The 14,152-nt window shown below is 73.7% G+C and carries 11 protein-coding genes; 6 read left to right on the top strand and 5 right to left on the bottom strand.

Annotated elements, in window-relative coordinates; translation table 11 throughout:
- Positions 1–254: 254 nt before the first annotated feature.
- The 4 genes from serC to BJP25_RS28460 all read left to right on the top strand — a co-directional run bounded on the left by serC (position 255) and on the right by BJP25_RS28460 (position 6,511).
- A complete protein-coding gene (gene serC / locus BJP25_RS28475; RefSeq protein ID WP_075978090.1) occupies positions 255–1,391 on the top strand; it encodes a phosphoserine transaminase in 1,137 nt (378 codons plus the stop codon).
- 248 nt (positions 1,392–1,639) lie between these two features.
- A complete protein-coding gene (gene sepH, locus BJP25_RS28470) occupies positions 1,640–2,725 on the top strand; it encodes a septation protein SepH (RefSeq protein ID WP_075978089.1) in 1,086 nt (361 codons plus the stop codon).
- 154 nt (positions 2,726–2,879) lie between these two features.
- Positions 2,880–4,673: an ABC transporter ATP-binding protein gene (locus tag BJP25_RS28465; RefSeq protein ID WP_075978088.1), complete on the top strand. Its 1,794-nt coding sequence runs from the start codon at positions 2,880–2,882 to the stop codon at positions 4,671–4,673.
- Positions 4,670–6,511, top strand: coding sequence for an ABC transporter ATP-binding protein (locus tag BJP25_RS28460; protein ID WP_075978087.1), 1,842 nt, complete (start codon positions 4,670–4,672; stop codon positions 6,509–6,511). Before BJP25_RS28465 ends, BJP25_RS28460 begins: the two co-directional genes overlap by 4 nt.
- A 39-nt stretch (positions 6,512–6,550) precedes the next feature.
- Here the strand turns inward: BJP25_RS28460 and BJP25_RS28455 are convergent, their stop codons facing one another.
- Complete coding sequence (locus BJP25_RS28455; RefSeq protein ID WP_075978086.1) at positions 6,551–7,123, bottom strand: DUF2537 domain-containing protein; 573 nt, start codon at positions 7,121–7,123, stop codon at positions 6,551–6,553.
- On the bottom strand, positions 7,101–7,988 hold the full coding sequence (locus tag BJP25_RS28450; RefSeq protein WP_408607222.1) for a TrmH family RNA methyltransferase: 888 nt from the start codon (positions 7,986–7,988) through the stop codon (positions 7,101–7,103). The genes BJP25_RS28455 and BJP25_RS28450 overlap by 23 nt, the downstream gene beginning before the upstream one ends.
- A gap of 103 nt (positions 7,989–8,091) precedes the next feature.
- Here BJP25_RS28450 and BJP25_RS28445 point away from each other — a divergent pair, with 103 nt between their 5' ends.
- Together BJP25_RS28445 and BJP25_RS28440 are read left to right on the top strand one after the other, a co-directional pair.
- Positions 8,092–9,594, top strand: a complete 1,503-nt coding sequence (locus BJP25_RS28445) for a glutamate-cysteine ligase family protein (RefSeq protein WP_075978085.1) — start codon at positions 8,092–8,094, stop codon at positions 9,592–9,594.
- 100 nt (positions 9,595–9,694) lie between these two features.
- Positions 9,695–10,333, top strand: a complete 639-nt coding sequence (locus BJP25_RS28440; RefSeq protein WP_075978084.1) for a superoxide dismutase — start codon at positions 9,695–9,697, stop codon at positions 10,331–10,333.
- A 293-nt stretch (positions 10,334–10,626) separates the two neighbouring features.
- On the opposite strand, the gene BJP25_RS28435 is transcribed toward BJP25_RS28440, so the two are convergent.
- The 3 genes from BJP25_RS28435 to BJP25_RS28425 form a co-directional block, all read right to left on the bottom strand.
- Positions 10,627–11,874: an MFS transporter gene (locus BJP25_RS28435; RefSeq protein WP_075978495.1), complete on the bottom strand. Its 1,248-nt coding sequence runs from the start codon at positions 11,872–11,874 to the stop codon at positions 10,627–10,629.
- 192 nt (positions 11,875–12,066) lie between these two features.
- Positions 12,067–12,501, bottom strand: a complete 435-nt coding sequence (locus tag BJP25_RS28430) for a MarR family winged helix-turn-helix transcriptional regulator (RefSeq protein ID WP_075978083.1) — start codon at positions 12,499–12,501, stop codon at positions 12,067–12,069.
- A gap of 117 nt (positions 12,502–12,618) precedes the next feature.
- Complete coding sequence (locus BJP25_RS28425) at positions 12,619–14,139, bottom strand: NCS2 family permease (RefSeq protein ID WP_084794651.1); 1,521 nt, start codon at positions 14,137–14,139, stop codon at positions 12,619–12,621.
- Positions 14,140–14,152: the final 13 nt, after the last annotated feature.

Raw genomic sequence — 14,152 nt, 5'->3', positions numbered from 1 at the left:
GGGACGTGGGGGGGGTGGCGGGAGGAATCCCACCCGGGTGGGTGGCGGGAGGAAATCCACCCGGGTGGGCAGTACCACCAACCCAGCCGCCTGCCGCGCTGCCGGGCCGGGGACGGCGCCGGGCGGGGACGAGGGGGTGGGTGGCGGGAGGAAATCCGGCACAGCGAGGTCAACCCAGCCGCGTTCACATCGTGGACGGGCCTAGGGTGGGTGTCGACCGTGGACGTGCTTCCCGTTCCCGAAAGGCGCAGGAGATGACGCAGACCGCCGATCCGAGCACGCTTCAGCTCCCCGAGGAGCTCAAGCCTTCCGATGGGCGCTTCGGCTGCGGGCCGTCCAAGGTGCGGCCGGAGCAGCTGGCCGCGCTGGCCGCCGAGGGCGCGGCGCTGATGGGCACCTCGCACCGGCAGAAGCCGGTGAAGTCGCTGGTCGGCCGGGTGCGCTCGGGGCTGCGCGAGCTGTTCTCGCTGCCCGAGGGCTACGAGGTCGTGCTGGGCAACGGCGGCACCACCGCGTTCTGGGACGCCGCGGCGTTCGGGCTGGTGCGCGAGCGCGCGCAGCTGTTCACCTACGGCGAGTTCTCCTCGAAGTTCGCCTCGGTGAACAAGAAGGCGCCGTTCCTGCAGGACCCGATCGTGGTCAGCGCGGAGCCGGGCAGCGCGCCGGAGATCGCCTACCAGGCCGGGGCCGACCTCGTGGGCTGGGCGCACAACGAGACCTCCACCGGTGTCGCGGTGCCGGTCGTGCGGCCCGCCGGGTCCGAGGGCGCGCTGGTCGCGATCGACGCGACCTCGGGCGCGGGTGGGCTGCCGGTGGCGGCGGAGGACTTCGACGTCTACTACTTCGCCCCGCAGAAGTCCTTCGCCTCCGACGGCGGGCTGTGGATCGCGCTGATGAGCCCGGCGGCGCTGGAGCGGGTCGCCGAGATCGGCGGGTCGGACCGGTTCGTCCCCGAGTTCCTGTCGCTGACCACCGCGCTGGACAACTCGGTCAAGGACCAGACCTACAACACCCCGGCCGTGGCGACGCTGTTCCTGCTGGCCGAGCAGCTGGACTGGATGAACGGCAACGGCGGCCTGGACTGGACCACCAGCCGGACCAGGGACTCCTCGCAGCGGCTCTACGGCTGGGCGGAGAAGACCTCCTACACCACCCCGTACGTGGCCGACCCGGCGCACCGGTCGCAGGTCGTGGGCACCATCGACTTCACCGACGAGGTGGACGCGGCCGCCGTGGCCAAGGCGCTGCGGGCGAACGGCATCGTCGACGTCGAGCCCTACCGCAAGCTGGGCCGCAACCAGCTGCGGGTGGCGATGTTCCCGGCCATCGAGCCCACCGATGTGACGACGCTCACCAATGCCATCGATTGGGTGGTGGAGCACCTCGGCTGAGGTACCCCCCTGCCGCAGGGCCACCGCCCGATCACCGTGGGCGGTGGCCCTGCGGCGTGTCCAGGGGGACACGCGGCGCGAATGGGTGAAGGTTCACCCAATCGGGATGCGACCCCCCAGGTGGATACGGCAAGATCACGAAGGGATGTCACGGCGATCGCGGCGCGCCTGCCGCGCCAGGCCCCAGGGCCGATCTACCGTGGGACGCTGACGAGTGATTTCTGCTCATGCCGTATGGGAGGTGCACGGTGCGCGCGCTGCGGGTCGTCGGGCTCTCGGATGACGGCAAGACCGTCATCTGCGAGGACCACGCGCGGGGCGAGCGCTTCACCCTCCCGGCGGACGAGCGGCTGCGCGCCGCCGCCCGAGGAGACGTCACCCGACTCGGCCAGATCGAGATCGAGCTGGAGAGCCAGATGCGTCCTCGCGAGATCCAGGCCCGCATCCGCGCGGGCGAGTCGGTGGAGCAGGTCGCCGAGGCGGCGGGGGTGCCCACGCACAAGGTGGAGCGCTTCGCCTACCCGGTGCTGCTGGAGCGCTCCCGCTACGCCGAGATGGCCCAGCGCGCCCACCCGGTGCGCGAGGGCGGCCCGGACGTGCAGACCCTCGACGAGGTCGTGCAGCACGCGTTCACCCTGCGCGGCCACGACTACGCCGAGGTCGCCGAGTGGGACTCCTGGCGCGGCGAGGACGGCAAGTGGGTCGTCCGGCTGTCCTGGACCGCGGGCCGCAGCCACAACCGCGCGCACTGGACCTTCGCCCCCGGGGTCAACGGCGGCACCGTCACCCCGGTCGACGAGCACGCCCACGACCTGCTCGACCCCCAGCCCAACCGGCCGCTGCGCACGGTCCGGCCGGTCACCGAGCTGGCCCAGGCCGCGATCAACCTGGAGACCACCGACGTCGAGCCCGCGGCGCACGAGCCGTACCCGGCGTCGCCGGTCGCCGCGGAGCTGCCCGCCGCGCCGGTGCGCGACGCCGAGCAGGAGTTCGTCGAGGACTTCGAGCTGACGCCCGACCCCGTGCCCGCCGCCGCCCTGGACGACACCGCCCTGGACGACACCGCGCCGGACGACACCGCGGGGCCCGCGGCGGAGCAGGCGGCGGTCGTGGAGTTCCCGGACGACGTGGTGCACCCGGAGCAGGCCCCCGGGCCGCAGTCCCCGCCGTCGTCGCCCGAGGGCGCCGACGAGCAGGAGGCGCTGATGGAGGAGCCCCCGCGCAAGGCCGAGCCCGCGGCGGCGGTCCGGCGGCCCAAGAGCGGGAAGAAGGCCCGCCCCACCGTGCCGTCCTGGGAGGACGTGCTCCTGGGGACCCGCTCCAACCGCGGGTGATCTCCCCGACCCCGTGGTCGAGCCGCGGGTCTGACGTGCCTGCGCCGCGCGCGGGGGCGTAGGCGCTCGACGCCGCGCGGCGGAAAACCAGGTGCTCCCCCACCAGGTACCGCCCTAACCTGTCTCCTCGGGCCACAACCCGAGGGGACCCCTGATGACCTCCGGCGAGACCGACACCGACTCCACGACCAGCGGCACGAGGTTGCGCACGCTCCTGCGGCTGCTGCCCTACGTCAAGCCCTTCCGCTGGTACCTGATCGGGTCGGCGGGCGCCGTGCTGGCCGCGATGGTGTGCGGGCTGGCCACCCCGCTGGTGATCAAGGCGGTGCTGGACGGGCCGGTGGCCGGGCGCGACCCCGGGTCGCTGGGGTGGTTGATCGCCCTGATCACCGCCCTGGGGGTGGCCGAGGCGCTGCTGGTGTGGGCGCGGCGGCGGCTGGCCTCGGCGCCGGGGCCGCGGATCGAGGCGAACCTGCGGGCGGACCTCTACCGCCACCTGCAGCGGCTGCCGGTGGCGTTCCACGACCAGTGGCAGTCCGGGCAGCTGCTGTCGCGGGCGGTCACCGACCTGTCGACGCTGCGCCGGTTCATCGGGTTCAGCGCGGTGTTCATCGTCGTCAACACCACGACGATCCTGCTGGGGATCGGGGTGCTGTTCGTGCTGGACCCGTGGCTGGGGCTGATCACGCTGGCCTGCGGGGTGCCGCTGGTGCTGGTCTCGGCCCACCACGAGACCCGGTACGCGGTGCTGGCGCGGCGCTCGCAGGACCAGGCGGGGGACCTGGCCACGACCGTCGAGGAGTCGGTGCTGGGGATCCGGGTGCTCAAGGCCTTCGGCCGGGGGCCCGACATCGCCCGCCGCTTCGCCGGGCAGGCCGCGGCCTGGCGGCGCACGGAGCTGGCCAAGTACAAGGTGCTGGCCGCGCTCATCGCCGTGATCATCCTGCTGCCCGAGCTGGGGCTGGGGCTGCAACTGCTGGTGGGGGCGCTGGGCATCGCCGACGGCACGATGACGGTGGGCACGCTGGTCGCCGCGGTCACCGTGGCCGGGTACCTGCGCTGGCCCATCGACTCGATCGGCTGGCTGCTGGCCGACGCCAACCAGAGCGCCACCGCGTGCGAGCGGTACTGGGAGGTGCGCGACGCCGAGGTCACCATCACCGACCCCGCCGAGCCCGCCGACCTGCCCGCCACCGGCGGTGAGCTGCGGTTCGAGGGCGTGCGGTTCACCTACCCGGGGGCGGGCGCGCCCGTGCTCGACGGCGTGGACCTGGTGGTGCGGCCCGGGGAGACGCTGGCGCTGGTGGGGCCCACCGGTTCCGGCAAGACGACCCTCACCGCGCTGGTGCCGCGCCTGGCGGACGTGACCGGCGGGCGGGTGCTGGTGGACGGGGTGGACGTGCGCGACGCGCGCCTGGCCGACCTGCGCGCGACCGTGGCCACCGCGTTCGAGGAGCCGGTGCTGTTCTCCGCCAGCGTGCGGGAGAACGTGGCCCTGGGCTCCCCGGGCGCCACCGACGACGACGTGTGGCTGGCGCTGCGGGTGGCCAGCGCCGAGGACTTCGTGCGCGCCCTGCCCTGGGGCCTCGACACCCGCATCGGCGAGCAGGGGCTGTCGCTGTCCGGTGGGCAGCGGCAGCGGTTGGCGCTGGCCAGGGCGGTCGTGGGCAGGCCGAGGTTGCTGGTGCTCGACGACCCGCTCTCGGCGCTGGACGTGCACACCGAGGCCGAGGTGGAGCGCGCGCTGCGCCGGGTGCTCAGCGGGGTGAGCGCGCTGGTGGTGGCGCACCGCTCCAGCACCGTGCGGTTGGCCGACCGGGTGGCCGTGCTCGACGGCGGCCGGGTCACCGCCGTCGGCACGCACGCTGAGCTGCTGGCCACCGACCCCGGCTACCGGGCGCTGATGTCCGCGTTGGACTCCGAGCAGGAAGGCGCGGTGGCGTCGTGAGCGAGCAGGTCCCCGACGACGAGCTGTCCTGGCGGGGCGTGGCCGCCGAGGACGACGACGAGCTGCTCGCTGGCGTCGGCACCCAGCTGCGCAGGCGGTCGCGGGCACTGCTCGGGTCGCTGCTGCGCCCGCGCCGGTGGGTGGCGCTGGCCGCGCTGGCGCTGGTGGTGCTCTACAACGCGGCCACGCTGTCCGGGCCGCTGCTGGTCGCGGTGGCGCTCGACTCCGGCATCCCGCGCGCGGTCGACGGGGACCCGACGACCCTGCTGTGGTGCGTCGTCGGCTACTTCGCCACCGCGACCTCGGCGTCCGGGCTGTTCTACGCGTTCATGCGGCTGTCCGGGCGGCTGGGCCGCGACGTGCTCACCGACCTGCGGCAGCGGGTGTTCGAGCACTCCGGGCGGCTGTCGGTGTCCTTCCACGAGGAGTACACCTCCGGCAAGGTCGTGTCCCGGATGACCAGCGACGTCGACGCGCTGGAGGAGCTGCTGGACACCGGCGTGGAGAACACGCTGAGCGCGGTGCTGTCGCTGCTGGGCATCGCCGGGCTGATGCTGTGGCTCGACCCGCCGCTGGCGGCGCTGGTGCTCATCGGCTTCCTGCCCGTCTACCTGGCGACCCGCTGGTTCCAGAAGCACTCCGACGCCGCCTACCGGGGCACCCGCGGCGCGATCGCCAAGGTGATCGTGCAGTACGTGGAGACCATGAACGGCATCCGCGCCGTGCAGGCCTACCGCCGGGAGGAGCGCAACGAGCGCATCTTCGACGCGCTCAACGACGACTTCCGCCGGGCCAACCACCGCGCGTTCACCGTGATGGCCCACTTCACCCTGGCCGTGCGGCTGGTGGGCAACCTGTCGCTGGCGCTGGTGCTGGCCATCGGCGCCTACCGGGTGATCGGCGGCGGGCTGGAGCTGGGCGTGCTGGCCGCGTTCACCCTGTACCTGCGCCGCTTCTACGACCCGCTCGACGAGATCGCCATGTTCGCCAACGCCTACTCCTCGGCCTCGGCGGCACTGGAGAAGATCTCCGGCCTGCTGGAGGAGCGCCCGGACGTCGCCGAGCCCGAGCACCCGCGCCCGCTGCCCGCGCGCGGCGGTGGGCGGGCGGTGGAGTTCGGCGGGGTGGTGTTCCGCTACCGCGCGGACACCCCCGTGGTGCTGCACCGGCTGGACCTGGTGGTCCCGGCGGGCCAGACGGTCGCGCTGGTCGGCCCGACCGGCGCCGGGAAGTCCACCGTGGCCAAGCTCGTCGCGCGCTTCTACGACCCCAGCGAGGGGGCGGTGCGGCTGGACGGGGTGGACCTGCGGGAGGTCGCCGACGCCGACCTGCGGCGCGCGGTGGTGATGGTGACGCAGGAGAACTTCCTGTTCAGCGGGTCCGTCGCGGACAACATCGCGCTGGGCGCGCCGCGGGCCACGCGCGCGGAGGTGGAGGCGGCGGCGCGGGCGGTCGGCGGGCACGAGTTCATCTCGGCGCTGCCGGAGGGCTACGACACCGACGTGCGCAAGCGCGGGGGTCGGCTGTCCGCCGGGCAGCGGCAGGTGATCGCGTTCGCGCGCGCCTACCTGGCCTCCCCCGGTGTGCTGGTGCTCGACGAGGCGACGTCCAGCTTGGACGTGCCGACCGAGGCGGTGGTGCAGCGGGCGCTGGAGTCGGTGCTGGTCGACCGCACGGCGTTGATCATCGCGCACCGGTTCTCGACGGTGCTCATCGCCGACCGGGTGCTGGTCGTCGACGGCGGGCGGGTCGTGGAGGACGGGTCCCCCGCGGAGCTGATCGCCTCGGGCGGGGCGTTCGCCGGGCTGCACCAGGCCTGGCGGGAGTCCCTGGTGTGAGGCAGGCCCGCCCGCGGCGCGGCACCGGGAGGACAGGCGTCAGGAGAACAGGACGAACGGGAGCACGAGCCAGCTCAGGGCGATGCCGGTGGCCACGCCGTAGGAGACCCAGCGCCAGGTCGGGGTCCGGCGGGCCAGCCAGATGGAGGGGAGCAGGCCCGCGGTGACGACCAGGTTGGACACCAGGGGCAGCACGGGGTTGGTGTCGTGCAGGGTGATGGCGAGGGCGACCACCGCCACGACCGTGATCGCGGCGAGGAAGGCCGAGAGGGTGAGCCCGGTGAGCCACGGGGTCGGCTCGCCGGTGGGCGCGGGGGCCGGGCGGGCCTGCCGCGGGGCGGGGCGGACGGGGGTCGTGCCGCCGGTGATCGGGTCGACGTAGTCGATCGGGTGGTTCATGGCGGTGGCCAGGCGGGCGGCCAGTTGCAGGCCCCGGCGGGTGACCAGCGCCCCGGCGTCCTCGCCGTCGACCGCCCGGGCGACCCTGGCCCACTCGGTGAGCGCGGTGACGAGGTCCCGGTCGAGCGGGAGGGTGGCGGGGTCGACCGCCCGGGGGCCGGTGCCGTCGTCGCCGGTGAGGACGGGGTGGTCAGCCTCGACGTGCAGTCGCACCGGGATCCCCTTCGGTGTGCGGGTGCAGGGCGTAGAAGGCCACGGCGGCCGCGGTGGCGACGTTGAGCGAGTCGACGCCGCGGGACATCGGGATGGCGACGGCCGCGTCCGCCGCGGCAATGGCCTCGTCGGTGAGGCCGGGGCCCTCCGAGCCGAGCAGCAGCGCGGTGCGCGGGGCGGGGGGCAGCGCCGCCAGCGGGGTCGAGCCCGCCCGCGGGGTGAGCGCCAAGACGCGGAAGCCGTTGTCGCGCAACCGCTCCAGCCCGTCCGGCCAGGGTTCGAGCGGGGCGAACGGGACGGCGAGGACGTGGCCCATGGAGACGCGGACGCTGCGCCGGTAGAGCGGGTCGCTGCACCCGGGTCCCAGCAGGACGGCGTCGACGCCCAGCGCGGCGGCGTTGCGGAAGATCGACCCCAGGTTCTCGTGGTCGCCGACGCCCTCCAGCACCGCCACGGCGCGCGCGCCCGCGACCAGGGCGGCGGGGTCGGGTGGGGCGGCCCGGTCGGCGGTGGCCAGCACGCCGCGGTTGAGGTGGAAGCCGACGACCTCGGCCATGACCTCGGCGGTGGTGACGTAGGCGGGGGCGTCGACCCCGGTCAGGTCGTCGGCCAGCGCCTCGACCCGGCGGCGCACCCCGAGCAGGGCGCGCACCGGGTAGGCCGAGGCCAGCAGCCGCCGCACCACCACGACGCCCTCGGCCACCACCAGCCCGCGCCCGCCCGGGCGGTCCGGCCTGCGGTCGGCGGTCGACAGGTCGCGGAAGTCGTCCAGCCGCGGGTCGGCCGGGTCGTCGACCTCGATCACCTGCGCCACGGCAGCAGTCTCCCACGCCGCGCCGCGGTCGCCGGGGGGTGCGCGGGTCATCGCTGAGGGTGATGACGACATAACGCAGAGCACCGCTTTGGCCGCTGGCAGGGCGCGCGGGCAAGTGCGACCGTGGGCATCCGCAGCGGACCGGGAGGCGGACATGGGGCGCGACGTGCGGGTGGCCGGGGGTCCCCGGGAGGACCACGACGACCACCGCGACAAGGTCCGGCGCGGCCTGGCCGCCCTGCGGGTGATGCTCGCCGACGGCGCCTTCGCCCCGTCCGCCCCCACCGTGGGCGTGGAGCTGGAGTTCAGCCTCGTCGACGCCGACCACCAGCCCGCCATGCGCAACCGGGCCGTGCTCGACCGGGTCGACGACCCCGCCTTCACCACCGAGCTGGGCCAGCACAACCTGGAGCTCAACACCGCGCCGCGCCCGCTCACCGACGACGGGCTGCGCGCGCTGGAGGACGACATGCGCGGCGCGCTCGACCGCGCGGCGGTGGCGGCGCGGGCGGAGGGCGCCACCCCGGTGCTGATCGGCAGCCTGCCGACGCTGCGCGCCGAGCACTTCGACACCCGCTGGCTGTCGGCCAACCCCCGCTACCGGCGGCTCAACGACCGCATCGTGGCGGCCAGGGGCGAGCGGGTGCGGCTGGCGCTCGACGGCGCGCCGCTGCCGGGCGGGGCCGCGGCCGAGCGGCTGCGCAGCCTGCACGACTCGATCCTCGCCGAGTCCGCCTGCACCTCCACCCAGCTGCACCTGCGGGTGGCGCCCGCGGACTTCGCCGCGCACTGGAACGCCGCGCAGTGCCTGGCCGGGGTGCAGGTCGCCATCGGCGCCAACTCCCCGTTCCTGCTGCGCACGGCGCTGTGGCACGAGACCCGCATCCCGCTGTTCCTCCAGTCCACCGACACCCGCCCGGACGAGCTGAAGAACCAGGGCGTGCGGCCGAGGGTGTGGTTCGGCGAGCGCTGGATCTCCTCGGTCACCGAGCTGTTCGAGGAGAACGCCCGCTACTTCCCCGGCCTGCTGCCCGAGGTCGACGACGAGGACCCGATCGAGGCGCTGGCCGCCGGGGCGGTGCCGCGGCTGGCCGAGCTGCGCCTGCACAACGGCACCATCTGGCGCTGGAACCGCCCGGTGTACGACGTCACCGCCGACGGCGCGCACCTGCGGGTGGAGAACCGGGTGCTGCCCTCGGGCCCCACCACCACCGACGTGCTGGCCAACGCCGCGTTCTTCTACGGCGCCCAGCGCGCGCTCGCGACCACCACCGACCCGCTGTGGGCGCGGCTGTCGTTCCAGGCGGCCGAGGAGAACCTGCACGCCGCCGCCCGGCACGGCTTCGGCGCGCACCTGTACTGGCCCGGCGCCGGGTGGACCGACCCGGCGACCCTGGTGCTCGACCACCTGCTGCCGCTGGCCGACGCGGGCCTGGCCGAGCTGGGGGTGGGCGCGGCCACCCGCGACCAGCACCTGTCGGTCGTCGAGGCCCGCTGCCGGACCCGGCGCAGCGGCTCGGCCTGGCAGCGCGACACCGTGGCCGACCTGGAGCAGCGCGGCCTCGACCGGGACAAGGCGCTGGCCGCGATGCTCGGCCGCTACGCGGAGCTGAGCGCCACCGGCGCCCCGGTGCACACCTGGCCGGTCGAGGGCTGAGCCCGGCGGGCGTCCCACTCCCCGGGGCCGCGTGCGCCCGCCACTTCTTGCAAGTAGATTGCAGTTGACACCTGCTGGCGAGAAGAAGCGAGGACCGCGCGTGGCCCCCTACGTCCTGCCCGACCTGGACTACGACTACGGGCAGCTGGAGCCGGTGATCATCGGCGAGATCAACGAGCTGCACCACGGCAAGCACCACGCCGCCTACGTCAAGGGCGTCAACGACACCCTGGACAAGATCGCCGAGGCCAGGGACAAGGGCGACTTCGGCTCGATCGTCGGCCTGGAGACCACGCTGGCGTTCAACCTGGCGGGCCACACCCTGCACATCCAGTGGTGGAAGAACCTCAGCCCGGACGGCGGGGACAAGCCCACCGGCGAGCTCGCCGCCGCGGTGGACGAGCACTTCGGCTCCTTCGACGGCCTGCGCGCCCAGCTCACCGCCGCCGCGAGCACCATCCAGGGCTCGGGCTGGGGGCTGCTGGCCTGGGACCCGGTGGGGCAGCGGCTGGTGACCCAGCAGCTCAAGGACCACCACTCGAACCTGTCGATCGGCACCACGCCGCTGCTGGCGTTCGACGCGTGGGAGCACGCCTACTACTTGCAGTACAAGAACGTGAAGGCCGACTACATCGACCGCCTGTGGAACATCGTCGACTGGGCGGACGTGGCCGCCCGCTTCGAGGCGGCCCGAGCGGGCACCGTCGTGGGCTTGCAGCCGCCGACGCCCAAGGCCTGACGCCGAGGGCCGCGGCCCTCCCGAGACCTGACGGGGTGCTCCGACAAGCCCCCCGCGCAGGGTCTGGCGGGGTGCTCCGACAAGCCCCCTCGCCGGGCGGCGCAAAGCGCGAGGCCCCGGACTCCCGGACGCTGGGAGTCCGGGGCCTCGCTGTTTCCCGAACTGACTGCCGCTCCCACCACGAAGCGGACGAGACTTAGGTTAGCCTTACTTCACCACCAGCGCAACCCCCCGGTCGACGAAAGGCCGCCACCCGCTCGGGTGACGGCCTTCCCCCTCCTGCCTGCGCGGTGTCAGGCCCGGCGCAGCACCCGCAGCCCGCGCACCCGCGCGGGCAGCCGGACCCCGCCGCGGCGCGCCAGCACCAGCCCGCAGACCAGCGCCGCCAGCGCGGCCACCGACCCGCCGACCAGCAGCGGCGACCGGCCGCCGAACTCGTCGGCCAGCCACCCGGTCATCGGCGCGCCCAGCGGGTTGCCGCCGACGAACACCAGCATGTACAGGCCCATGACCCGGCCGCGCATCTCCGGCGACACCGCCAGCTGCACGGTGGAGTTCGCCGTGGTCATGAAGGTCATCACGAAGAAGCCCACCGGGACCAGCGCGATGGCGAAGGTGAGGTAGCTGGGCATCAGCCCCGCCACCACCTCCAGCACGCCGAACACCAGCGCGGCGGTCAGCAGCCTGCGCGTGCTCGGCGCCCCCCGGTTCGACATCCGCGCCGCCAGCAGCGCGCCCGCCAGGGTGCCGACCGCCAGCGTCGTCGACAGCAGGCCGTAGCCCGCGGCGTCGCGGTGGAAGACGTTGGCCGCCACCACGGCGAGGCTGACGAAGAAGGTCATGCCGAAGGTGCTGACGAAGAACACCAGCACCATCACCGTCATCAGGTCCGGGCGGCGCCACACGTAGCGCAGGCCCTCGCGCAGCTGCCCCTTCGAGCGCTCCAGCCGCGGCCCGCGGATCAGCCGCGCCGGGTCCATCGCGAGCAGGCCGACGATCACCGCGACGGTGAACACGGCGTTGCCCAGGAACAGCCACCCCGTCCCCACCAGGGTGATCATCACGCCCGCGATGGCGGGGCCGACGATGCGCGCGAGGTTGAAGCTGGTGGAGTTGAGCGCCACGGCGTTGGTGACCTGGTCGCGGCCGACGATCTCGACGGTGAACGACTGCCGGGTCGGCACCTCCACCGCGGAGAACGCCCCGAGCACGAAGCACAGCACGTAGACGTGCCACACCTGCACCGCGCCGGTGACGTCGAGCAGCCCCAGCACCAGCGCGCTGGCCGCCATGCCGGTCTGCACCAGCACCAGCATCCGGCGCTTGTCGAACCGGTCGGCGAGCACCCCCGCCCACAGCGACAGCATCAGCGTCGGCAGGAACTGGAGCGCGGCGGCGATGCCGAGGGCGACCGGGTCGTTGCCGGTGAGCTGGAGGACCAGCCAGTCCTGGGCGATGCGCTGCATCCAGGTGCCGACGTTGGAGATGATCTGGCCGGAGAAGAAGTACCGGTAGTTGCGCACCCGCAGCGAGGAGAACATCCCGGGCGGGGCGGTCGTGGGCTCGGCCTCCGCGGCGGTGTCCGCGATCGCCGCGGTCTTGGGGGTCGCGGTCGCGGCGGGCTCGGGCGGGTCGGGTTCGGGTGGGCGCTCGACGTGCTGCCGAGCGGGTTCGCGGAGGTCGGTGTCGTCGGTCGGTCTGTGCTCCCGGGTACCACCCGTGTAGGCCCGCATCTAGTCCTTGTTCCCCGCCATCCTGTCGATGATCTCGGCGGCCCGGGCGAGGACGTCGCGCTCCCCCGGGTCCAGTTCTGCCAGCCGCCGGTCCAGCCACGCCTCGCGGGCGCAGATGTCCTCGCGGATGCGGGCCAGGCCGCTGCCGGTGAGCGCCACGATCGCCTGCCGCCCGTCGTCGGGGTTGGGCCGCCTGCTCACGTGCCCCTGCTCCTCCAGGGCGGCGATCACCCTGGTCATCGAGGGCGGCTGCACCCCCTCCGCTGCCGCCAGCTCCCCCGGCGACATCGGCCCGCACTTGTGCAGGCACGACAGCGCGGACAACTGCGTGAGGCTCAACCCCTGCCCGGCCCGCTGCGCCCGCAACCGCCGGTTGAGCCGCACCACCGCCAACCGCAGCCTGCTGGTCAACTCCCCATCCGACGCCTCGGGCACAGTAGTTAGCTTACCTCAACAACTAATCAACCTCCAGGTGTCCGCCCTCACCGGGCCCCGGACGTGCGCGGAGGCGGCCCCCGGGTGGGGGCCGCCTCCGGGCGGGGGTGCGGCGGATCAGCCGAGGGCGGCCTCGATGGGGCCGATGACGAAGTACACGGCGAAGGCGGCGGCGACGAACCACATCAGCGGGTGGATGCGGCGGGCCTTGCCGGTGACCACCTGCAGGACGACGTAGGTGATGAAGCCGACCCCGATGCCGTTGGCGATGGAGTAGGTGAACGGCATCACGACGATGGTCAGGAAGGCGGGCAGGGCGATGCTGAAGTCGCTGAAGTCGATCTCGGTGACCTGGGCCATCATCATCGCCCCGACCACGACCAGGGCCGGGGCGGCGGCCTCGATGGGGATGACCTCGTAGAGCGGGGTGAAGAACATGGCGACGAGGAACAGCAGGCCGGTGACGACGTTGGCCAGGCCGGTGCGGGCACCCTCGGCGATGCCCGCCGCCGACTCGATGTAGACGGTGTTGGAGCTCGACGACGCCGCGCCGCCCGCCACCGCGCCCACGCCGTCGATGAACAGGGCCTTGGTGGTGTTGGGCAGCTGCCCGTCCTTGTCCAGCAGCCCCGCCTCCTTGCCCAGGCCGGTCATGGTGCCGATGGTGTCGAAGAAGTCGGTCAGCACCAGGGTGAACACCAGCAGCGCCGCGGTCAGGGCCGGGATGCGCCCCCACGCGCCGAAGGACACGTCCCCGACCAGGGACAGGTCCGGCAGGGAGAAGAAGCTGTCCGGCAGGCCGGGGTAGCCCAGGTTCCAGCCCTTGGGGTTGGTGCCCGCCGACGGCCCGGCCTTGACGATGGCCTCCAGGACGATGGCGAACACCGCCGTGCCCAGGACGCCGATGAGGATGGCGCCGCGCACCTTCTTGGCGACCAGGATGCCGGTGAGCAGCAGGCCCACCAGGAACACGAACGTGGGCCAGGAGGCGATCGAGCCGTTGATCCCGAGTCCGACCGGGACGGTCGTGCCCGCCGCGTCGGGCAGCCTGCGGACGAAGCCCGCGTCCACCAGGCCGATCAGGGTGATGAACAGGCCGATGCCGACGGCGATCGCGGACTTCAGCGGCCCCGGCACGGCGTTGAACACCGCCTTGCGCACGCCGGTGACCACCAGCAGCAGCACCACGACGCCGTTGACCACGACCAGGCCCATGGCCTCCGGCCAGGTCATCTGCGGGGCCAGGGTGACCGCGACCAGGGTGTTGATGCCCAGCCCGGTCGCCAGCGCGAACGGGGCGTTGGCCACCATGCCGAACAGGATCGTCATCACGCCCGCGACCAGCGCGGTCACCGCGGCGACCTGCCCCACGGGCAGGACGTTGCCGAAGATGTCCTTGTGCGCCCCGGCGTCGTCGGCGGCGAAGCTGCCGATGATCAGCGGGTTCAGCACGACGATGTAGGCCATGGTCACGAAGGTGACCAGCCCGCCGCGCACCTCCCGGCCGATGGTCGAGCCGCGGTCGGAGATGTGGAAGAACCGGTCCACGCCCGAGCGCGGCGGCGGGGCGGGGTCGGTGGCGGGCTCGGGCTCTGGCGCGCTCGGCGCGCTCGCCTCGGGCTGGTGCTCGGTGGCCATGGCGTAGCCTCCC

The sequence above is a fragment of the Actinokineospora bangkokensis genome, from assembly GCF_001940455.1.
Lineage (GTDB): Bacteria > Actinomycetota > Actinomycetes > Mycobacteriales > Pseudonocardiaceae > Actinokineospora > Actinokineospora bangkokensis.
Note: the sequence above shows the minus strand (reverse complement) of the source record. Positions and strands in the feature narration are given on the sequence as shown.